Raw genomic sequence first — 21,029 nt, forward strand, 5'->3', positions numbered from 1 at the left:
GAGTCTCGCGGGTCGCGCGCGGCGGACAGCTCTCGCCGAATCGCGCGCGAGCCGCCGATCAGCTTAGACCGCGACCGGCCCGCGACCCTGGGCGAGCGCCTTGAGCAGGTACTCACCGTAGCCGCTCTTCACCAGCGGCTCCGCGCGCTCGCGCAGTTCGTCGTCGCTGAGGAACCCCATGCGCCAGGCCACCTCTTCCGGGCAGCCGATCGACAGCCCCTGACGCTTCTGCACGGTGCGGATGAACTCGGTCGCCTCCGCGAGCGAGTCGAAAGTGCCGGTGTCGAGCCACGCGGTTCCGCGTGTGAGGAGCTGCACTTTGAGCTTCCCACGATCGAGGTACTCGCGGTTGATGTCTGTGATCTCGAGCTCGCCGCGCGGCGAGGGCTTGAGGGCCTTCGCCATCTCGATCACGTCGTTGTCGTAGAAGTAGAGGCCGGGCACGGCATAGTTGCTCTTCGGGACTGCCGGCTTCTCCTCGAGCGACACGACCTTGCCCGCGTCATCGAACTCGACGACGCCGTAAGCGGTCGCGTCGTCCACCCAGTAGCCGAACACGACACCGCCGTCGAGATTCGTGTACTGGCGGAGCTGCGTACCCATCCCCTGGCCGTAGAAGATGTTGTCGCCGAGCACGAGCGCGACCGGTTCGGAGCCGATGTGCTCCTCGCCGAGGATGAATGCCTGTGCCAGGCCATCCGGCGACGGCTGTGTCTTGTAGGTGATGGATACGCCGAACCGGGAGCCGTCTCCGAGCAACCGCTGGAACGATTCCGCGTCGTGCGGCGTCGTGATCATGAGGATGTCTCGGATACCCGCGAGGATCAGCGTCGACAGCGGGTAGTAGATCATCGGCTTGTCGTACACCGGGACCAGCTGCTTCGACGTGCCGAGCGTGATCGGGTGCAGCCGGGAGCCTGTGCCGCCGGCGAGAATGATTCCGCGCATAGGTATCAGTCTTGCCGATCACCGCCCGTGAACCAAACGCTCACATGCTGCGCAGACAACTACCGATACCCTGGGACGCATGCAGAAACTGCTCGTTACCGGCGGTGCCGGATTCATCGGTTCGAACTTCGTGCACCATGTTCTGGAGAACACCGACGCACATGTCACCGTTCTCGACAAGCTGACGTACGCGGGCAACCTGTCCTCCCTCGAGGGCCTCCCCGCCGACCGCTTCACCTTCGTGCACGGCGATATCGCCGATGCCGACCTGGTGGATGGTCTGTTCGGCACGGTCGACGCGGTCGTGCACTATGCAGCCGAATCGCACAACGACAACTCGCTGCACGACCCGAAGCCATTCCTCGACACCAACATCATCGGCACCTACACGCTTCTCGAGGCGGCGCGGAAGCACGATGTCCGGCTGCACCACATCTCCACCGACGAGGTCTACGGCGACCTCGAGCTCGACGATCCCCAGAAGTTCACGGAGAGCACGCCGTACAACCCCTCCTCTCCTTACTCCTCCACGAAGGCCGGCAGCGACCTCCTGGTGCGCGCATGGGTACGTTCCTTCGGTGTGCGGGCCACGATCTCGAACTGCTCCAACAACTACGGGCCTTACCAGCACGTAGAGAAGTTCATCCCGCGTCAGATCACGAATGTGATCCGCGGCATCCGCCCGAAGCTCTACGGAGCGGGGCAGAACGTTCGAGACTGGATTCACGCGGATGATCACTCCTCCGCTGTGCTGACGATCCTGGACAAGGGCGAGATCGGCGAGACTTACCTGATCGGCTCCGACGGAGAGAAGAACAACAAGTCGGTCGTCGAACTCATCCTCACTCTGATGGGCCAGCCGGCCGACGCATACGACCACGTGACGGACCGCGCAGGCCACGACCTGCGCTACGCGATCGACTACACGCGTCTGCGCACCGAACTGGGGTGGACGCCGAAATACGTCGACTTCGAATCGGGCCTCGCGAACACGATCGACTGGTATCGACAGAACGAAGCGTGGTGGGCACCCGCGAAGGACGCCACCGAGGCCTTCTACGCGTCAAAGGGACAGTGATGACAGCGTTCGGCAAGAGCCTGACGATCACACCCACGCCGATCCCTGGGCTGCTTCTTGTGGAGCTTCCCGTGCACGGGGATTCCCGCGGGTGGTTCAAGGAGAACTGGCAGCGCGAGAAGATGGTCGCCGCAGGTCTTCCTGATTTCGCTCCGGTGCAGAACAACATCTCGTTCAATGATGAGGTCGGCACAACTCGCGGTATCCACGCCGAACCCTGGGACAAATGGGTGTCCGTGGCGACCGGACGCATCTTCGGCGCCTGGGTCGACCTGCGCGAGGGACCGTCCTTCGGCACCGTCTTCACCGCCGAGATCGACCCTTCGCGGGCCATCTTCGTGCCTCGCGGCGTGGGCAATTCGTACCAGACTCTCGAGCCCGACACGGCCTACGCGTACCTGGTCAACGATCACTGGTCGCCCGATGCGGAGTACTCGTTCCTCAATCTCGCGGATGAGACCGTCGCCATCGCGTGGCCGATCCCGCTCGCGGACGTTGAGATCTCTGCAAAGGACCTCGCGCATCCTCGCCTGGCGGATGTCACTCCTATTGCACCGAAGAAGACACTCGTGATCGGTGCCAACGGGCAGCTCGGTCTCGCGTTGCGCAAGATCTACGCCGATGTATCGACAGTCGAGTATGCGACCCGTGCCGATCTCGACCTCGCAGATCCGTCATTCGTCGCAGCGCGGCGCTGGCGGGACTACGGGACCATCATCAATGCGGCGGCATACACCGCCGTCGACACCGCGGAGACGCCCGAGGGGCGAGCCGATGCATGGGCAGCGAATGTCACCGGCGTTGCCGCGCTGGCCAGCATCGCCGCCGAGAACGGCATCAGGCTCGTCCATGTATCCAGTGACTACGTGTTCGACGGCACGAAGGACGGCGCATACACGGAAGACGACCCGGTGCAGCCCCTTGGTGTGTACGGGCAGACCAAGGCCGCAGGCGACGCGATCGTCTCGACTGTCCCGCGGCACTACATCATCCGCACCTCGTGGGTGATCGGTGAGGGCAAGAACTTCGTCCGTACCATGGCAATGCTCGCGGAAAAGGGCGTCGACCCGAACGTCGTCGACGACCAGTACGGACGTCTCACCTTCACGAACGACATCGCCGCAGGAATCCGGCATCTCGTCGAGTCAGGCGCGCCCTTTGGCACCTACAACCTCACGGGTTCGGGTGAGAGCCGGTCCTGGGCGGAGATCGCTCGTGAGGTCTTCTCCGCCGTCGGGCACGACCCGCAGCGCGTCGGACGGGTCACGACAGAAGAGTACTTCTCCGGAGCCGCCGTACCGGTCGCCCCTCGACCGGCCAACAGCACGCTCGCGCTCGATCGCATCATCGCCGCCGGCCATACCCCCGCCGATCATCAGGAGGCGCTCCGCGCCTATCTCGCATCGGAGTAGCGAACTGATCTCAAGAGGAGGGGCTGTCGAACCGAAGTTCGACAGCCCCTCCTTCTCGCGCCTGCAGCTCAGGGCACAGTCACGCTCTGGCACCCGAGAAGGGTGTGTCCGCCCGCACCGTTGTTGATCGCGTATACGCACACGCCATGCGGGCCGGGCGTCGCAGGGATGCTCTGGTAGAACCCCCTCCGGCTCGTACCGAAGCCGGGGTGCGCCGCTGCGACATCCGCTCGTTCGATATCCGCCATGTATGCGAGCCCGACACCGTCAACGTAGATGTGCACCGCGATCGGATCGGCCGTGTCCGCGTCGATTGCCCAGCCTGCGACATTCAGGCGGCCGGGCGAAGCGGTCAGGGGCTCGAAGTTGCCGAAGGGCGGGCGACCACGGTCCACGACAGGAGCAGTCACGTTGATCGTCTTGCACCCCATGAACGTGTGCCCGCCGGGACCGGTGTTGATCCCATAGGCGCAGATCGTGGATGTGCCGACATCCAACGTGAACGTCTCGGAGAATCCGTGGGCGTTGCCATACCCCGGGTTCGCCGCACCGACGTCCGCTCGAGCTTTGTCTGCGATGTACTCGCGGCCCACGCCGTTGACGTAGAGGTGGACCCGGATCGACGAGGACGTATCCGGATCGATCGCCCATCCGCTGGCTGTGACGCTCGTTCCCGAGGCCTGCACGGCCTCGAAGGAGCCGATCGGAACGCGCCCCTTCTCCTGGATGTCCGAACTCGCCGTGACGGTCTTGCACCCGAGGAACGTGTGGCCTCCGGGACCGGTGTTGATCCCGTACGCGCAGATCGTCGACTCTCCTGTGGGGATCGTCAGCTTCTCCTCGAAACCGTGGTAGTAGCCATAGGCCGGATAGCGCTCGCTGATGTCTGTGCGGTCCTTGTTCGCGACGTACTCGCGACCCACGCCGTTCAGATAGAGGTGCACCCTGATCGACTCACGGGTGTCGGGGTCGATGGTCCACCCCTTGACGGTGGCTGTCGTTCCTGAGACAGTCACGCCCTCGAGTTCGCCGATCGGTACCCGCCCCTGCTCCGGGATCGTCTCGACGACGTCCACGGTCTTGCAACCGAAGAAGGCGTTCGCACCGGGACCGGTGTTCAGAGCGTAGGCGCAGACCTCCGCCTTTGTGCCGCTGACGGCGAAGGTCTCTTCGAATCCATGGGCGTTTCCATATCCCGGGTTGGCCGCGCCGACGTCCGTACGCGTCTTGTTCGCGGTGTACTCACGCCCGACTCCGCCGTAGTACAGGTGGACCTTGACAGGCGAAGCTGTGTCCGGATCGATCGCCCACCCCTTCGCGGTCACGCGTCCGCCGTCGGATGTCAGAGTCTCGAACGAGCCGATCGGGGTGCGCCCCTTCTCCTCGATCGCCGTCCCGGTGACGGTCACTTCGAAGCATCCCATGTCGATGTTCCACCCTGGACCGGTGTTGATCCCATACGCGCACACCGTGTGTGTCCCTATGGCGGCGGGGAGCGAAGCGGTAAAGCCATGGCGGTTCCCGTTGGCCTTGTATGCAGCCGGGAGATCGGTGCGCGCGACGTCCGCTTTGAACGATCGTCCGACGCCTCCGAGGTAGAGGTGCACCTCGATCGGGTCGGCCGTGTCGGGGTCGAGGGCCCAGCCGGCCACGTTGATCGTGCCCTTGCCCGCTGTCACGCTCTCGACCTTGCCGACCGGTGAGCCGGTCAGCGAAAGAAGCGTCTTGCACCCGAGCAGGACGTTGGCTCCGGGGCCGGCGTTCATCGCATAGACGCAGACCCCCGTCTCGCCGGGTCCGTTGACAGGCACCCGTGCGGAGAAGCCGTGATTGTTTCCGGCGGCAGGATAGGCGGCACCGACATCGGGCCGACTCTCGTTGGCGGTGAAAGCTCGTCCCACATCTCCGACGTAGATGTGCACGGACAACGGCGCGTTCGTGTTCGGGTCGATGGCCCATCCGGACACGGCGAACTCGCCCGGGCGCGCTTCGATCATCTCGACGTTGCCGAAGGGGTTGTCCTTGCCCGCGTTCCCCGCACCTGTCGAACCGAACCAGTCAGTGAAGTAGTTGTAGAAGTTGCGATTTCCGTAGCTTGAGCACGCGTCACCCTCGCCGTAGCCGGCACGCATCGCCGCCGCATTGGGCTGATAGGGCGTGTAGTAGTAGAGAGCGGCTGTCGCGGAATTCGCGATGTAGACCGGCGCCGTACCGCAGCCCTTGTTCGGGTGGTACTGAATGTTCCATGTGTTGCCCGGCGCGAACCACTGGAACCAGTAGCCCTCGGTGTAGATCTTCATCTGGCGTGCGGCGCCGTAGATCTGGTAGAAGAACCCTGCGAACTGGGGGTCGCAGGGGGCGTCATCAGGGCAGCCCTGGCCGAGAGCCATGTCGAATCGCCACTGACTCGGCCACGTGTGCGTGATGAGTCCCTGCTCCTTCTGGAGCATCACGATGAAAACCTGCGGGTTGATTCCGCACGACTGCGACGCCTTGTAGATGATGGTCGCCGCGGATTCGCCCTGTCCGCCGGTGTAGCCATTGCAGTACTTGTCGGCGGGACGCGTCGGCGTGTTCATCCGGAAGTCCTTGAGACACGTGTACCCCGGCTGGCAGCTGCTGACCTTGCTCTTGAAGAACGAGTCGATCTGCGCCGCCGACATGGTGCCCTTGTTGAAGAACACCTCATCGGAGATGATGTTGCCCGCGTCGAAGCCATCAAGCGTCATCGGCGTGACTCCCGCGTCCACCGGCGTGGCAGACGTCAGTGCCGCCGTGTTCGGCTCGGCCGCGGCCGCAGGACTGCCGGCCGTGAGATTCGGAACGAGAAGGGCCGCGACAACGGCAACGACGGCCAGCAGCGACGTCAGACGTCGATAAGGCGCGAAAGCTCGTCGTGGACGTGGGGCGAGTCCTTGCATGTGTCTAGTGTGACGGATGATGCCGCGCCAGACCGCCCGGGACACGCGCGGTGCGCATACCCCGACCGCAGATCCGCCTACAGTTCTGCGTGCAACGCCCAGACCCGCTCCGCCGCGCTCTGCCAGGTGAACGCCCTTCCGCGATCCGCGGCAAGCACACGTCGACGGGCTGAACCATCGCCGAGCGCATCGAGCAGTGCTTCGGTGAGGTCGGCGTCATCGACGATCGAAGCCCCGTCGGCGATGACATCCCGGTGCACGTCGGACGGCACCGCGATGAGTGGAACCCCCAGCCGCATGGCTTCGACGGCTCGCCACGGCCACACGCTCAGCCGCTCGGTGACGACGACCACCTGGGCGCCACCGATGATCGCAGCACGGTCCCGCTCGCCCACCGAATCGGGCAAGTGCAGGTGCCGTGCGGGCAGATTGACAGATGCCGCGAGATCCACGAGCATCGACTGCTCGTTCTGGGGCACGTCCAGGACCACCACCTCGATCTTCGCAGCGACCGCAGAGGCGAGCGCTGAGCGCAGACCGCCAGCACGTCCGACCAGCACGACATATCGCTCCGGGATCAACGCATCCTCTCGGCGCTGCGTCGCGTCAGCCGGAACAGCGAAATCCACCGGCGCGGCACCGGCGATCACACGGATGCGGTCACCGAGCGGCGCATGCTCCGCGAGCCGTGCGGCCATCGCGTGGGAAGGGACGACGACGGCATCCGCATGCTTGACGGCGCGCCGCAGCATGGCGCGTTGCCAGGTCACAGCCGTTCTGGGCAGGCTGTCGGGGCTCTCCCAGGCAGTCAGATCCCAGACGGTGACCACGGTCTGATCGTTGTCATGCACGCGATCGTGCCGGACGAGCGGTGCGAGAAGGGAGGACGCGTGGATCATGCCGGCACCGACGCCGGTCGGCAGTCCGAGCTGCCACGCGGCGGAGAGCTCTCGATGCGGCAGCCGCAGCTGCCGCACAGCGGAGAGCCCCGTGAGCGTGGAAGCCTCTACCCCGTGCGGCGCGATCACCGCGACATCACAGCCTGTCGGTGCCGTCTCGATGAGCCCTTGCACAAGGGATCGTCCCACCCATGCGTGTTCGCCCTCCGTGGGCGATCCGGTCTGGTCGAGAACGACACGGAGCTGAGCCATGCTTCGAGAGTAGCGGCGGGCGGCCGTGAGAGTCCTGAGGCGTTCCGGGAACCGCCACGGTCTCCCCTTGCGCCCGCGCCCCACCGTGCTTGAATGCTCCCATGAGCGATGGGCGGCTTCCACGGCAGCGACCGCACTGGGTCGTCACGACGCTCCTGCTTGCGGGCCTGCTGCTCGCAATCGCCGTGGGATGGGTCGTCGTGCGCGGCATGGGCGCTGTGGACAACCTGCGCGGCATCGCAGATGACGACGTCGCGTTGCAGGGCGCGATCGCCGAAGCGGAGTACACGCAGGCGAAGAGCATCGCGACCCGGATCGCGGCGCGCGCGCAGTCTGCACAGACGCTGACCTCCGATCCCGTGTGGCGCACGTTCGAGGTCGTCCCGTGGATCGGCGCGAACTTCACCGCCGTTCGCGAGGCCGCCGAACTGGCCGACGACGTGACTTCCGGGTCCCTCGCCCCCGTCATCGCCGCGGCATCCGACATCGATCTCGCCCACTTCGGACTCATCCAGGGAACGATGGAGCTCGGACCTCTGGCCGAGGTCGAGTCGCGGCTGCGCGGACCGGCCGCGTCACTGTCGAACGCAGCATCGCGTGCTCTTCGCATCGACGCGGATGCCACGATCGCGCCGGTGTCCGAGATGATCCACGACCTTCAGGAGGCCGTGACCGGGGCATCCGGTGTCGTCGGTGCACTGCACGGAGCCAGCGTACTGCTCCCCACGATGCTCGGCGGCGACGGGCCGCGCACGTACGTCGTGGTCGTGCAGAACAACGCCGAGCTGCGCTCCGCCGGTGGCACCGTGGGCGCGCTAGTGTTGCTGCGCGCAGAGGCCGGAGTGATCAGTCTGGTGCGCAGCGCCTCGCCGCTCGATCTCCCTCCGAGTGAGCCGGTCCTGGAGCTCTCGGATCCCGTCCTCGCCCTCTTCGGGGACGAACCGGCCCGAGCCGTCCAGAACACGACGAGCATTCCCGACTTCACGGAGGCGGCACCGCTGATCGCGGCGATGTGGCAGAGCGCATTCGGCGGTACCGTCGACGGCGTGCTCGCCATCGATGTGCAGGTTGCGGCGCACCTGCTCGAGGCGACCGGTCCCGTCACGGCAGGGCCGTTGGCGCTTGACGGTGAGAGCGTGGTCGATGCTCTGGCGTCGGAGATCTCGCTGACGAGCCCCGATCAGGCGGCTCGCGACGCGCTCTTCGTGGGAGCGAGCGCGGCCATTCTCAACGCCGCGCTCGCGGCCCCGCCGGCAGACCTCATGGCCGCTCTGGCCGCATCAGCAGCCGAACAGCGGGTTCGCATCTGGAGCGTCCACCCCGAGGAGCAGAAGGTGCTGGACACGTCGACGCTCGGAGGTGCGCTGCCTCACGATCTCGCAGATTCCGCGACGGTCGGGATCCTGATCAACGACGCCACCGGCGGAAAGATGGACTACTACGCCGCCCCGCGCTTCAGCGTGGCTGTCGGAGAGTGCCACGGCGAGCCGACGACGCGTGTCACGATCCACTGGAGCAACGACGCGCCCGCGGATGCTGCTTCCCTGCCCCCGCTCGTCACAGGAGACGGCGTCCGTGGAGTTCCGCCCGGCGACGTTGGCACTCTCGTCGCCGTGTACGGTCCCGCCGGCTCCTCCGTCGACGCTGCTGTGCGTGACGGGCAGAGTGAAGCGGATCAGCGCACGACGTGGGATGCACGCCCGCTCGTGCAGTTCGCGATCGTCCTCGCACCGGGCGAGAGTCGTGAGGTGACGGTGGATTTCCGCGGCCCGGGCGCCGGTCTCACGCTGACAGAACTGCGCCACACTCCCCTCCTCGGGAACCCCGAGCATGCCCAAGAAAATCTCCGCTGCGACTAGTGACGCGCAGGTCGTCGTGAGGTATGCTCGTTCCACATCTGGGGATACCGGGTTCTGACCACCGTGGGGGTGCGAAAGAACCCGACGACTGAGCAACGCTGGGGAGTGGCGCTCAGGCGGTTCCGCGTGAATCTCACTGGGGGAGAAACATGCTCAACAAAGCTCGGCGCCTCTCTGGCTCTGATCCATCGCCACCCTGTGCGTACGTTGCCGGTCCGGCCGTCGACGCAGGGTTCTTTCACGGCGAGATGAAACGCGTGCGCGCACGAGCAGCCAGCGAACCCGCATTCACACGCGGCGTGCTGCCGCTGTGGGCAATCGGCACCAACTCGATCGTTGGTGCATCTGGTGGCGCGTTTGTGGCGACTGGGGTAGTTCGCCGCTCTCGCGTCTGACGGGCGGCTCGCTTAGCGACCGCCCGACGGGCGGCGGTGGTTCCCCCTCCCCTCAGGGCCACCGCCGTTCCGGCATGGGCGCGGGTCTGCGTTTCCGGCGCATCGACCCGCGCCCATGCCCTTGTCGGCCCTCGGCGTGAGCTGACCGCGCTGAGGCTGCGCTCACCCCTCCGGCTCAGGTGTTGGAGTCGGCGGGTGCAGCGTCTGCTGCACGAGCTGCTGGATGTAGGCGTAGTCCGGCTCGTACTCGTCGATCCCACCGTCCGGTGTCAGCTCAATCGCCCCGAAGGGCTGCTCCTTGGCCTTCAACAGAAGATCGAAGAACTCGGGAAGCTTGTCCTGCGGCAGATCTGTCGCGACGATCGCAGTACCGGCTGCGGCGACCTCATTGAAGCGGGTCAGAACGTTCTGCGGTGTGAACTGCGCGAGAATCGCTGCCTGCAGCTGACGCTGACGGAGCATCCGGTCGAAGTCGCTCGTCGTGTACCGCGAGCGCGCATACCACTGCGCGGTGTCGCCGTTCATGAGCTGATCGCCCGGCTCGATCCATCCGATCGCCCAGTCCTCTGCCGGCTCTCCGTCATAGGACGGTCCGCCGCCCATCGGAAGCCGCTCGGCGACCGAGATCTGCACGCCGCCCAGCGCATCGATGAGCGCGGCGAAGCCATGCATATCGATGAACACGTAGTACGGGATCTCGATACCGAGGATGCCCTCTGCGGCGTCCTTCGTCGCTTCCACCCCGGGCTCGGATCCCAGAGAGACCGCCTCAGGATAGAGCCCCTCGCCGCTGTAGTCGTTGCGACAGATCTCGACCTCGGTACGCAGCTGGTTGATGCCACTTCCCCAGCCGCATTCCTCGTCGTCATAGCTCTCGTGGCCGTCCGGGTAGAGATCCTGCATCGGCCCCGGCGCGAAGGGGAATCCGGGCATGTCTCGCGGAATACCCGTGATGGTCACGGCCCCCGTCTCTGCATTGACCGAGACGACCGAGATGCTGTCGTAGCGCATGGAGTCGCGCCCCTCGCCGCTGTCGGCGCCGAGGAGCAGGATGTTGTAGTAACCGTCGCTGGGCGGAAGGCTCGGTCCGCTCTGCTGGAACACCGCGTCGATCGTGCCCCGGCCGGTGCCGACGATGTTGGCAGCGTAGGCCGCGCCACCCCCGAAGAGGCTGAGGATGAGCACCGCCACAAGGGGAATGGCGATCCTCGCGGCGGGCGCGACCTTCACGAGACGCACGAGACGGAGCGTGTCGAACGTCAAGACCACCCAGAGCACGGCGTAGCCGATGAGAATGATCTGCGCGAGCGTCAGCACGACCCAGGACAGCGGGCCGCTGCCGATCGTGAGCCAGAGCAGGAACTGGCGGCCGAAGAGCGCGAGACCGATGGTGCCGAGCACGATCAGCCACAGGATCAGGGTCGCACCGAGCCCGAATCGGCCGAGCCTGCGGTTGCCGGCAAGAACCTGCGCGGATCCGGGCAGCAGCACGTTCATTGCGAGCAGCCACCATCCGCGCTTGGTCATGGTGCCGACCGACGAGACATCCGGATTGCGCATCGGCGCGGTCTCGATCAGCGTGCGGCGCCCCCCACGCGAAGCGGACAGCGGATCGCGCAGCGAGGTCATAGAGAGTCCTTCAGGCGCTGATTCTTCGCCTCGACCTGTCCCTCCAGTTCGCGCGCGTACGTCTCAACGCGGTCCGCGAGTGCGGCGTCGGACGTACCGAGGATGCGAGCGGCGAGAAGGCCTGCGTTCTTTGCACCGCCGATCGAGACGGTGGCGACGGGAATGCCTGCGGGCATCTGAACGATCGAGAGGAGCGAGTCCATGCCGTCGAGGTAGGCGAGCGGGACCGGAACACCGATCACGGGCAGCGCCGTCGTCGAGGCGATCATTCCCGGGAGGTGAGCGGCTCCGCCCGCACCCGCAATGATCACCCGGATGCCTCGGGCGCGTGCCTCGCGTCCGTACCGCACCAGCTTGTCGACGGTACGGTGCGCGGAAACCACTTCGACCTCATGCGGAATTCCGAAATCGGTCAGTGCCTGAGAGGCATCCGCCATCACGCGCCAGTCGGAATCGGAACCCATGATGACGCCGACGAGTGGCGCGGAGGAGGAATGCAGTGGCCCAGTCACCCGACAAGGCTATTGGTCAGGGCTGGGAGTTCGCCTCTGCGCACACGGTGTGGCGAGGCGAATCCCGCGCTCACTCGAAGCAGGCGGCCGCGGAACGCGCCTCGTAGACGGCGTCATCGAGGTCGTCGCCGGTGACGTTGATGTGGCCGACCTTGCGTCCGGGACGGGGGTCTTTGCCGTAGGTGTGCACCTTAGCGGACGGATGCTTCTGCATGACCGTGTTGAGGCGCTCCCCCATCGTGGCGTCCTGCGGCCCGCCGAGGATGTTGACCATCACGGCCCATGGTGCGCGCAGCGAGGTGTCGCCGAGCGGGAGGTCGGCGACCGCGCGCAGGTGCTGTTCGAACTGGCCGGTGACCGCACCGTCCTGGCTCCAGTGCCCGCTGTTGTGCGGGCGCATCGCGAGCTCGTTCACGAGAATGCGCTCGTCGTCCGTCTCGAAGAGCTCGACCGCGAGCATGCCCGTGACGCCTAGCCCCTCGGCGATCTCCCGGCCGATACGTGCGGCGACCTCGATGAGCTTCTCGCTTGCGCCAGGCGCGGGCGAGAGAACCTCCGCACAGACACCGCCGCGCTGCACGGTCTCGACGACCGGGTAGACGACGCTGTCGCCGGATGGGCGGCGGGCCACCTGCTGAGCGAGCTCGCGCACGAAGGGAACGAGCTCTTCGACGAGGAGGGCCTCGCCGGACTCCAGGAGATCGAACCATTCCGCGGCATCCTGTGCGTTGTCGACGACACGCACACCCTTGCCGTCATATCCACCGCGCGGGGTCTTCACGACGCCGCGCCCGCCGTGGGCGTCGAGGAAGCTCTGCAGCGCTTCGGGGTTCTCGACGCGCGCCCAGTCGGGCTGCGGAACCCCCAGGTCGGCGAGTCGGGCGCGCATCTCGAGCTTGTCCTGCGCGAATCGCAACGCATCGGGACCGGGATGCACGGCGATGCCGTCGGCGACGAGTGCGCGCAGCACCTCCTGCGGGACGTGCTCATGATCGAAGGTGACGACGTCGACCTCGGCGGCGAAGCGACGCACCGTCTCGATGTCGCGGTAATCGCCGACGGCGGTTGCGGCGAGCTGCGCCGACATCCCCTCGCCTTCGGCGAGGACACGGATGTCGAGCCCCAGCTCGACCGCAGGGGCAATCATCATGCGTGCAAGCTGCCCTGCACCAATCACGCCAACGCGCAACGCCATCAGGTCCTCCTCGGTAACGGTCTTCTCTATTGTTCCGCACCGGGGAGCACGCCCGTACCGGTTTGTCCGCGTGCGGTCAGAAGCCGGGCGTGGTCGTCGCGGACTGCGCGTTGCGGTGCGCGAGGATCTGGCCGACCTCGATCTGGTCGGCGAGCGTCTCATGCACGAGCGACACGGTCGAGATGTCGACCAGGCGAAGCGGTGCATCCACGCCGTTCGTCAAGGTGACCGTGCCGGCACCCCACATCCGCTGGAACAACCCGCGGCGCACCGTGATCGTGTACCCCCGCGCGTGGGACATCTCCTGGCTGCGGCGAGCGCCGATTCCGTTGTGCGCGATGATCCGACGTGTCGTCACGGAGTAGCTGTGCGAGAGCCAGATCAGAAAGGGCACGACGACAGCGATCAGGACGATGAGGCCGGCGGCCGCCAGCAGCATGCCGTTGGTGAACGGTGCCGGCAGATTGTCATAGAAGTAAGCCGTGGTGCCGCTGACGACGACGAGCACGAGCGCCGACCAGAACAAGTGGCGGGCGTTGCGGTGGAATCGGGCGATGAGCCGCTCTTCCGTGGGCGCGCCGGGCGGCGGCATGAGGGGCCGCCCTCCGAGTCCCACGGGCTGTGTCATGTCTTCATTCTGTCGTGTCGGGATGACGCGCAACGGCGGCCGCCCTCGGTGTGTCGGGGATGCATCAGGAGGCGGGGCGCAGATGCACGATGTCGCCCGCGGCGACGGATGCCTCGCCATCCTCCGTCTGCAGCACCAGCTGGCCGTCCGCAGCGAGTCGCACGGCCTCTCCGCGAATCTCTCCCCCGCCGGGCAGGTGCGCGATGACCGCCTGTCCGATGGTGAGGCAGCGAGCACTGACAGCACGACGCAGCCCACTCGCGATCGCCGTTCCGTGCTCCGCAAGACCCGCGAGGTGTGCGTCCAGACGAGCGAGGTAGCCCGCCAGAAGGAGATCGACGTCGCAGTTCACCCCGTGCAGGCGGAAGGAGGTGGCGGTCTGCACCGGTAGCTGCTCGGCGGTCATCTCCGTGTTCACGCCCGCGCCGATCACGACGACACTGCTGCCAGCAGCCTCCGCGAGAATGCCGCAGATCTTCTGTCCATCGACGAGGACGTCATTGGGCCATTTGACCCCGACCTGCGCATCGGGGAGCTGTGCGGCGACCGCCTCGGCCATCGCCGCGCCGGCGGCCAGCGGAATCCACCCGCGCTGATCGGGCACGATCTCCAGATCGCGCAGCAACACCGACACGGCCACCGCGCTTCCGGCGGGTGCCATCCACTCTCGATCGAGGCGTCCGCGCCCGGCACGCTGGTCGTCCGTCATACGAACACTGAAGTGCGGGAATGCCGCAGCATCCGACGAATCTGCCAGCAGATCCGCGTTCGTCGATCCGGTCGCCTCGGCGATGTCAAGGCGGGCGGCGGCGGCCGATGTGTGCGGAAGGTTCATGTAGCCACACTATTGCGCGGTGGCGCGCGTCCGCCGGGCAGAACCGCGAGAAACGACAGAGGATCAGCAAGGTCGTTGTGCGAAGCATCCAACGACTGCGTGCGAGGCGACGCTAGTGTGGAATCCGTGACGGATCAGCCCGACCTCTTTACCACTGCCGGCAAGATCGCCGACCTCCGCGCTCGCTACAGCGAAGCCGTCGTCGACGCAGAAGCGAAGGCGAAGGAGAAGCAACATGCCAAGGGCAAGATGACTGCCCGCGAGCGCATCGAGCTCCTCGTCGACAACGGCAGCTTCGTCGAATTCGACGAGTATGTGCGCCACCGCACGACCGCCTTCGGCATGGACAAGTCCCGCCCCTATGGCGACTCTGTCGTCACCGGCGTCGCGACGATCCACGGCCGCCCCGTCGCGGTCTACTCGCAGGACTTCTCGACGTTCGGCGGTTCGCTCGGCGAGGTCGCCGGCGAGAAGATCATCAAGGTCATGGAGTACGCCCTCGCGGGCGGCATGCCGTGCATCGGCATCCTCGACTCGGGCGGTGCCCGCATCCAGGAGGGCGTCGTCGCGCTCGGCAAGTACGGCGAGATCTTCCGACTGAACACGCGCGCATCGGGCGTCATCCCGCAGATCTCGATCATCATGGGCCCAGCTGCCGGAGGAGCGGTGTACTCGCCCGCCCTCACTGACTTCGTCATCATGGTCGACAAGACCAGCCAGATGTTCGTGACCGGCCCCGACGTCATCAAGACCGTGACCGGCGAAGACGTCGGCATGGAGGAGCTCGGCGGCGCCTACACGCACAACACCCGCTCGGGCGTCGCGCACTACCTCGCCGAAGACGAGGATGACGCGCTCGACTACGCGCGCACGCTGCTCAGCTTCCTGCCCGACAACAACATGGCAGAGATCCCCAGCTACGACGCCGCCTTCGAGTTCGAGACGACGGATGCCGACCGCGGCCTCAACACGATCATCCCGGACTCGCCGAACCAGCCGTACGACATGCACGAGGTCATCGGACGCGTCGTCGACGACGGCGACTTCCTCGAGGTGCAGCCGCTGTTCGCCCCGAACATCCTGATCGGCTTCGGTCGCGTCGAAGGGCGATCCGTCGGCATCATCGCCAACCAGCCCTCGCAGATGGCCGGGACGCTCAACATCGAGGCGGGCGAGAAGGCCAGCCGCTTCGTGCGCTTCTGCGATGCGTTCTCGATTCCGATCGTCACGCTCGTCGACGTGCCCGGCTACCTGCCCGGCACCGACCAGGAATGGACCGGCGTCATCCGTCGTGGCGCGAAGCTGCTGTACGCCTACGCCGAGGCCACGGTGCCACTGGTCACCGTCATCCTGCGCAAGGCCTACGGCGGTGCGTACATCGTGATGGGCTCCAAGCAGCTCGGCGCCGATGTGAACCTCGCCTGGCCGACGGCCGAGATCGCCGTCATGGGCGGCCAGGGCGCCGTGAACATCCTCTACCGCGGAGAGATCAAGCGGGCTGAGGAGGCCGGCGAGGATGTCGCGGCCGTGCGCACACGCCTCGCGAACGAGTACACGTACAACGTCGCCTCCCCGTTCCTCGCCGCCGAACGCGGTGAGCTGGACGGCATCATCGAGCCCGCGAACACCCGCGTCGCGATCGCGAAGGCGTTGCGTTCCCTGCGTGGGAAGCGTGCCGAGCTTCCGCCCAAGAAGCACGGAAACATCCCGCTGTGAGTCACGACGCCCCTCAAGAGACTCCGGGCGACGGCGACCTCGTCTCCCTGCAGATCGTGCGCGGCGACGCCACAGAGGAAGAGCTCGCGGCCCTCATCGCCGTGCTATCCGACGCGCACGCCGCCGAGACGGCAGCCGCCGTCGCGGAAACCGCTCGGGTCTCGGCGTGGGCGCGCACACAGCGTCCGCTGCGCACATCCCTGCGCCGCGACATCCCCTGGGGGCGTTTCTCGGGCTAGGCCTCAGTGCAGCCGGGGCGCGACGAATCGCAGAGTCACGAGCTGGAACGGCCGTAGCGACAGCTGCAGCAGTGTGCCCTCGCTGCCGGTGATCGCACGTGCGGGCGCGGTCGTCTCATGCAGGTCGGTCTCTCGAACCTCGCTGAACCCGAAGGCCGTGGAGAGCGTGGCATCCGCTCGCCCTCCCCAGGCTTCGTAGAGCCGCACGATCACATCCCCGCTGCGGTCCTCGGCGAGCTTCACGGCCTCGACCACGACGGCAGGATTGTCGAGCGTGAGCAACCTCGGCACCGGAGCCGCACCCTCGATGCGACGTGCCGGGACGTTCAGTCGGTACCCCTCGACGACCGCGTCGGCGATCTGTGCTCCTGGTCGCACGCTCACCCGGAACACGTGCTCGCCCTGATCCGCCGCGGGATCCGGATACGTGGGCGCCCGCAGCAGCGACAATCGCACCGACGTCGCCCGCCCGCCCCCCGCACGCGGCACCGCGGAGATGTCGTGCCCGTAGGTCGCATCGTTCGCCACCGCGACACCGTAGCCCGGCTCCGCCACATGCACCCATCGGTGCGCCACGGTCTCGAAACGAGCAGCATCCCACGACGTGTTCGCATGGGTCGCGCGGTGCACGTGACCGAACTGGATCTCTGATGTCGCCGCATCCGCGTGCACATCGAAGTCGAAACCGAGTTTGAGCAGCTTCTGCCGCTCACGCCAGTCGATCTTGGTCTCGATCTGCAGAGCGTGGCCGCCCGGCTCCAGGCGCAGGGTCTGCGTGATGCGCGTGGCCCCCCACTCGCGCACCACGCAGACGTCAGATGCCGCCACGATCTCGACCGAGATCGCGTCCCTCAGTTCGTCGACCGAGCGCCGATAGTGCTCGTCAATATCCCAGGCATCCCACTGCGTCGGGGTGTCGCGATGCACCGACAGGAGGTTTCCCCGCCCCCCGGGTGCGATCGCGTCCCGTCCGCCGTCGCGGGTGACGAGCGAGGTGATGAGTCCCGCCTCATCGAGCTCGACTACGAGGTGATCGTTCTCGAGTCGGAACCCGTTCGCCGTCCGCGATGCGGTGGCGGATCCTCCGGTGCTGTTCAGCGCCGCGGAGATCCCCAACCCCGCGGCACCGTACTGCGTATAAGGACCCGCATTCGCGACAAGCCTTGTCGTCCCCGTACCGGCGACGACCCCCAGTGCCTGCGCGATGATCCGCTCCAACGAGTCCCTCACTTCGTCGTAGCGGCGTTCGGCCTCCTGATGCACCCACGCGATGGAGGTGCCCGGGAGGATGTCGTGGAACTGCTGCAGGAGAACGGTCTCCCACGCAGCGTCGAGTTCGTCGTAGGGGTACGCCGCGCCCTGCAGCGCCGCGTGCACGGCCCAGAGCTCCGCCTCACGCAGCAGGTGCTCGCTTCTACGGTTGCCGCGCTTCATCCGCGCCTGGGACGTGTACGTTCCTCGGTGGAACTCCAGGTACATCTCGCCCTGCCACTGCGGCGGATCCGCGTACTCGGTCTCCGCCTGAGTGAAGAAGCGCGCGGGGCTCGAGAGAGTCACGGCAGGCGACCCCTCCAGCGAACGCTGCCGCAGAGCCGCCGCGAGCATCTCCCGCGTGGGTCCGCCGCCGCCGTCGCCGTACCCGAACGGGACGAGCGATGAATTGGATTGTGCCTTCTCGCTGTGCTGCCGCTCGGCGCGCGCCAGCTCGGCGGCGGACATCTCAGCACTGTAGGTGTCAACAGGCGGGAAGTGCGTGAAGATCCGTGAGCCGTCGTGCCCCTCCCACAGGAACGTGTGATGGGGCATCCGATTCGTCTCGTTCCACGACATCTTCTGCGTGAGCATCCAACGTGCACCCGCCGCACGCGCGATCTGCGGAAGACCAGCCGAGTATCCGAAGGAGTCCGGCAGCCATACCTCGCGGGGCTGGATCCCGAACTCCTCCACGAAGAAACGCGTGCCCCGGACGAACTGCCGGGCGAGTGCCTCTCCGCCTGGCATGTTCGTGTCGCTCTCGACCCACATGCCGCCGACGGGTGCGATGTTGCCGTTGGCGACGGCGTCGCGGACTCGTTCGAACAGTTCGGGATGGGCGTTCTTGAGCCACAGGAACTGCTGGGCGGAGGACGCGGCGAAGGTGAGATCGGGGTAGTCGTCGAGCAGCGCGAGGACGTTCGCGAACGTTCTCGCGACCTTGCGCTGAGTCTCTCGCACCGGCCAGAGCCAGGCCGAGTCGATATGCGCGTTCCCTACGGCATGAATCCGATGTGCGGATGCCGCGACGGGGCGAGTGAGCACCTCATGCAGCGCCGCGCGTCCGGCACCGACCGTGCCGACGATGTCGTCGGGATCCATGAGGTCGACCATGCGGTCGAGGGCGTGGAGGATCTCGGCATGCCTCGCGCTCGAGGGATCGAGCTCCGTCGTGAGATCGAGCAGCACCCGAGCGTCCTGCAGCAGCTCCCAGACCGCCTCTTCTCGCACGGCGACGTCGGCCTGCCGAAACGTGTACTGAGGTGCGTCTCCTGCGGTTGCGCGATCGCCAAGAGCCGTAGGACGAAAGCGGAACCCCTCGGCGACATCAGGGTTCGCGGCCGCCTCAAGGTAGTACTCCAGCGCCTCCCCCGGCGCGGCGTGCACCGGCACCGCACGATTGCGGGGCTCGACGGCCTTCACGATCGTGCCATCTGGCAGGTAGACGGTCCCCTCCGCCTGAAAGCCCGGTTGCGCCTCGGTGAAGCCGAGATCGATGACGAGCTCCGCGCGCTGTCCCTCCCTCAGATCTGGCGCGGTGCCCGTCATCCGTACCCACATGGTGCTCCACGGCGCGCCCCACGGTGTGCCCGTTGCAAACGGCCTGAACTCGCGCCTCGTCGCTTCCGCAAACGGTAGGGGCTCCCCCGCCAGTACCGTCGCTGTGAGCGTGAGCGCACGAGCCTCTGAGTAGACCGCCGCGTTCAGGCGCTCTTCGATGAAGCGCTGAACTCGCGCTGCAGTGAGAGTGGCTGAGCCGTGCATATCGTGCTCCGATGCGGGACAGTTTTGAATACTACATCGCTTGTAGTTATTCAGACAAGAGCTATCCCGAACCTCGAAAACCGCGCGACGGCAGCTTCAGGCTTCGAGGCCGCTCAGGTACAGGCTCGACGTGTGCGGCGAATGCACGGCGTCCAGAACAGCACATGCGGCGCCGATCGCCGCAACGTCGTCGCCCGCTACTGTCCCCGCCACAGGAAGACGGCGGATCGCGCGCGTCGCGCTCTGCTCCTGCAGCCGCTGCGGCACGACACGCAGGTAGGTGTCGGCAAGGCGGGACCAGTACGGCCCCCCGAAGACGACCCGATCGATGTCGAGCACGTTGGTGAGCGCAGAGATGGCCACGCTGAGCTGCTCGGCGTTGCGGTCCAGCAGGCGCTGTGCTGCAGCATCCCCTGCTGAGGCGCGACGACAGAGCTCGTTAAAGCGCGCATCCACGCTCTCCGGGTCACTGCCCAGTCGGGTGTCCTCGAGGACCCCCGCATGCTCTGCGCGTTCGACAAGCGCCTGCGGAGTGCACACGACCCCGAGGCATCCGCGGAGGCCACAGCCGCAGAGCGGGCCATCCGGATCGACGATGATGTGCCCGACTTCACCCGCGTTGCCCGAAGAGCCCCGCACGATCTCGTGCCGACGCACCAGGCCCACGCCGATGCCGGTGCCGAGATAGACGAAGAGGAACGACGGCACATCCTGATCGCTGCCGCGCCAGAGCTCGGCCACGGCTGCCGCCGTCGTGTCCTTCTCGAGCAGCAGCGGCAAGCCGGTCGCTGCGCTGATGGCATCGCGCAGGGGCACGCGATGCCAGCCGGCGAGCTTCGGCGGATCGATCACGGTGCCGCCCGCGACATCGAGCGGCCCGGGGGACGCGACGCCGACGCCGACGATGAGCGTCCGGTCCACCCCAGAGCGGACGACGAGCTCCTCGATCGCTCGCACGATCGCATCGATGATGCGACGCGGTGTTCCCGTCGGAGTGCGCTCGGTCGCCTGGGCGATGACGTCACCGGCGAGATCCAAGAGCACGAACGTCATGACGGCGGGATCCAGGTGCACGCCGATCGCGAGTTGCCGCGTGGGATCGAGGCGCAGCATCGTGCGAGGCTTGCCCGGGCCGCGGATCGTGCGCCCCGCCTCGACGACAAGGCCCTGCTCCAGCAGACGGCGTGTGATGTTCGTGACCGCCTGCGCCGACAGCCCCGTGCCTTCGGCGAGCTCGACACGGCTCAGCCCCTGCGGCGCACGCCGAATGGCCTCCAGCACCACCGACTGGTTGAAGTCGCCCATACGCGGCTGATTCGTGCCACGCCGCAGCGCGGCATCATCCGTCATCATCACTCCATCATCCCAAAAGGCGTGTTCTGACGTGTCCCCCAAAATACCTACAGACATAAGGGTTACGCCCGCGCACAATTGATCTTGCAACGCTTCGCGTTCGGCCGGTTCTCTGTCCAGGGTAGACAGACGAATCCCGG

15 protein-coding genes are annotated in these 21,029 nt (G+C 66.5%); 5 read left to right on the forward strand and 10 right to left on the reverse strand.

The window, feature by feature from the left end; all coding sequences use genetic code 11:
- Positions 1 to 63: 63 nt before the first annotated feature.
- Positions 64 to 948, reverse strand: coding sequence for a glucose-1-phosphate thymidylyltransferase RfbA (gene rfbA / locus AC1REM_RS14365; protein ID WP_492515219.1), 885 nt, complete (start codon positions 946 to 948; stop codon positions 64 to 66).
- Positions 949 to 1,027: 79 nt separating this feature from the next.
- Between rfbA and rfbB the strand changes: the two genes are divergently transcribed.
- Together rfbB and AC1REM_RS14375 are read left to right on the forward strand one after the other, a co-directional pair.
- Entirely contained in the window at positions 1,028 to 2,026 is a 999-nt protein-coding gene (rfbB, locus tag AC1REM_RS14370; RefSeq protein WP_492515220.1) for a dTDP-glucose 4,6-dehydratase, read from the forward strand.
- Entirely contained in the window at positions 2,026 to 3,438 is a 1,413-nt protein-coding gene (locus AC1REM_RS14375) for a sugar nucleotide-binding protein (RefSeq protein WP_492515221.1), read from the forward strand. The genes rfbB and AC1REM_RS14375 overlap by 1 nt, the downstream gene beginning before the upstream one ends.
- A 68-nt stretch (positions 3,439 to 3,506) precedes the next feature.
- Here the strand turns inward: AC1REM_RS14375 and AC1REM_RS14380 are convergent, their stop codons facing one another.
- Positions 3,507 to 6,359, reverse strand: a complete 2,853-nt coding sequence (locus AC1REM_RS14380) for a hypothetical protein (protein WP_492515222.1) — start codon at positions 6,357 to 6,359, stop codon at positions 3,507 to 3,509.
- 77 nt (positions 6,360 to 6,436) lie between these two features.
- Positions 6,437 to 7,510 (reverse strand): glycosyltransferase, encoded by a 1,074-nt coding sequence (locus AC1REM_RS14385; RefSeq protein WP_492515223.1) that lies wholly within the window; start codon positions 7,508 to 7,510, stop codon positions 6,437 to 6,439.
- Positions 7,511 to 7,611: 101 nt separating this feature from the next.
- Here AC1REM_RS14385 and AC1REM_RS14390 point away from each other — a divergent pair, with 101 nt between their 5' ends.
- A complete protein-coding gene (locus AC1REM_RS14390; RefSeq protein ID WP_492515224.1) occupies positions 7,612 to 9,369 on the forward strand; it encodes a DUF4012 domain-containing protein in 1,758 nt (585 codons plus the stop codon).
- A 557-nt stretch (positions 9,370 to 9,926) separates the two neighbouring features.
- Here AC1REM_RS14390 and AC1REM_RS14395 read toward each other — a convergent pair.
- The 5 genes from AC1REM_RS14395 to AC1REM_RS14415 form a co-directional block, all read right to left on the reverse strand.
- On the reverse strand, positions 9,927 to 11,393 hold the full coding sequence (locus AC1REM_RS14395; protein ID WP_492515225.1) for an LCP family protein: 1,467 nt from the start codon (positions 11,391 to 11,393) through the stop codon (positions 9,927 to 9,929).
- Positions 11,390 to 11,857 (reverse strand): 5-(carboxyamino)imidazole ribonucleotide mutase, encoded by a 468-nt coding sequence (gene purE / locus AC1REM_RS14400; protein WP_492515503.1) that lies wholly within the window; start codon positions 11,855 to 11,857, stop codon positions 11,390 to 11,392. Before purE ends, AC1REM_RS14395 begins: the two co-directional genes overlap by 4 nt.
- Before the next feature lie 118 nt (positions 11,858 to 11,975).
- Positions 11,976 to 13,100 (reverse strand): 5-(carboxyamino)imidazole ribonucleotide synthase, encoded by a 1,125-nt coding sequence (locus AC1REM_RS14405; RefSeq protein WP_492515226.1) that lies wholly within the window; start codon positions 13,098 to 13,100, stop codon positions 11,976 to 11,978.
- 76 nt (positions 13,101 to 13,176) lie between these two features.
- Positions 13,177 to 13,728: a PH domain-containing protein gene (locus AC1REM_RS14410; protein WP_492515227.1), complete on the reverse strand. Its 552-nt coding sequence runs from the start codon at positions 13,726 to 13,728 to the stop codon at positions 13,177 to 13,179.
- A 64-nt stretch (positions 13,729 to 13,792) separates the two neighbouring features.
- On the reverse strand, positions 13,793 to 14,563 hold the full coding sequence (locus tag AC1REM_RS14415; RefSeq protein ID WP_492515228.1) for a biotin--[acetyl-CoA-carboxylase] ligase: 771 nt from the start codon (positions 14,561 to 14,563) through the stop codon (positions 13,793 to 13,795).
- A 126-nt stretch (positions 14,564 to 14,689) separates the two neighbouring features.
- Between AC1REM_RS14415 and AC1REM_RS14420 the strand changes: the two genes are divergently transcribed.
- The gene (locus AC1REM_RS14420; protein WP_492515229.1) at positions 14,690 to 16,279 is read left to right on the forward strand and encodes an acyl-CoA carboxylase subunit beta; all 1,590 of its coding nucleotides are present in this window, start codon (positions 14,690 to 14,692) and stop codon (positions 16,277 to 16,279) included.
- A complete protein-coding gene (locus AC1REM_RS14425) occupies positions 16,276 to 16,518 on the forward strand; it encodes an acyl-CoA carboxylase subunit epsilon (protein WP_492515230.1) in 243 nt (80 codons plus the stop codon). The genes AC1REM_RS14420 and AC1REM_RS14425 overlap by 4 nt, the downstream gene beginning before the upstream one ends.
- A gap of 3 nt (positions 16,519 to 16,521) precedes the next feature.
- On the opposite strand, the gene AC1REM_RS14430 is transcribed toward AC1REM_RS14425, so the two are convergent.
- A complete protein-coding gene (locus AC1REM_RS14430) occupies positions 16,522 to 19,536 on the reverse strand; it encodes an alpha-mannosidase (RefSeq protein WP_492515231.1) in 3,015 nt (1,004 codons plus the stop codon).
- Positions 19,537 to 19,632: 96 nt separating this feature from the next.
- Positions 19,633 to 20,889 carry an ROK family transcriptional regulator gene (locus AC1REM_RS14435; RefSeq protein WP_492515232.1) on the reverse strand — a complete coding sequence of 419 codons (1,257 nt, stop codon included), beginning with the start codon at positions 20,887 to 20,889 and terminating at the stop codon, positions 19,633 to 19,635.
- Between the last annotated feature and the right edge of the window lie 140 nt (positions 20,890 to 21,029).

It is taken from the genome of Microbacterium sp. GW823-FHT02G05, from assembly GCF_058797175.1.

What these genes read in the sequence shown, in the direction of transcription:
- rfbA (WP_492515219.1), bottom strand. Translation starts at nt 948, where the DNA reads ATGCGCGGAATCATTCTCGCCGGCGGCACAGGCTCCCGGCTGCACCCG.
- rfbB (WP_492515220.1), top strand. Translation starts at nt 1,028, where the DNA reads ATGCAGAAACTGCTCGTTACCGGCGGTGCCGGATTCATCGGTTCGAAC.
- AC1REM_RS14375 (WP_492515221.1), top strand. Translation starts at nt 2,026, where the DNA reads ATGACAGCGTTCGGCAAGAGCCTGACGATCACACCCACGCCGATCCCT.
- AC1REM_RS14380 (WP_492515222.1), bottom strand. Translation starts at nt 6,359, where the DNA reads ATGCAAGGACTCGCCCCACGTCCACGACGAGCTTTCGCGCCTTATCGA.
- AC1REM_RS14385 (WP_492515223.1), bottom strand. Translation starts at nt 7,510, where the DNA reads ATGGCTCAGCTCCGTGTCGTTCTCGACCAGACCGGATCGCCCACGGAG.
- AC1REM_RS14390 (WP_492515224.1), top strand. Translation starts at nt 7,612, where the DNA reads ATGAGCGATGGGCGGCTTCCACGGCAGCGACCGCACTGGGTCGTCACG.
- AC1REM_RS14395 (WP_492515225.1), bottom strand. Translation starts at nt 11,393, where the DNA reads ATGACCTCGCTGCGCGATCCGCTGTCCGCTTCGCGTGGGGGGCGCCGC.
- purE (WP_492515503.1), bottom strand. Translation starts at nt 11,857, where the DNA reads ATGGGTTCCGATTCCGACTGGCGCGTGATGGCGGATGCCTCTCAGGCA.
- AC1REM_RS14405 (WP_492515226.1), bottom strand. Translation starts at nt 13,100, where the DNA reads ATGGCGTTGCGCGTTGGCGTGATTGGTGCAGGGCAGCTTGCACGCATG.
- AC1REM_RS14410 (WP_492515227.1), bottom strand. Translation starts at nt 13,728, where the DNA reads ATGACACAGCCCGTGGGACTCGGAGGGCGGCCCCTCATGCCGCCGCCC.
- AC1REM_RS14415 (WP_492515228.1), bottom strand. Translation starts at nt 14,563, where the DNA reads ATGAACCTTCCGCACACATCGGCCGCCGCCGCCCGCCTTGACATCGCC.
- AC1REM_RS14430 (WP_492515231.1), bottom strand. Translation starts at nt 19,536, where the DNA reads ATGCACGGCTCAGCCACTCTCACTGCAGCGCGAGTTCAGCGCTTCATC.
- AC1REM_RS14435 (WP_492515232.1), bottom strand. Translation starts at nt 20,889, where the DNA reads ATGATGACGGATGATGCCGCGCTGCGGCGTGGCACGAATCAGCCGCGT.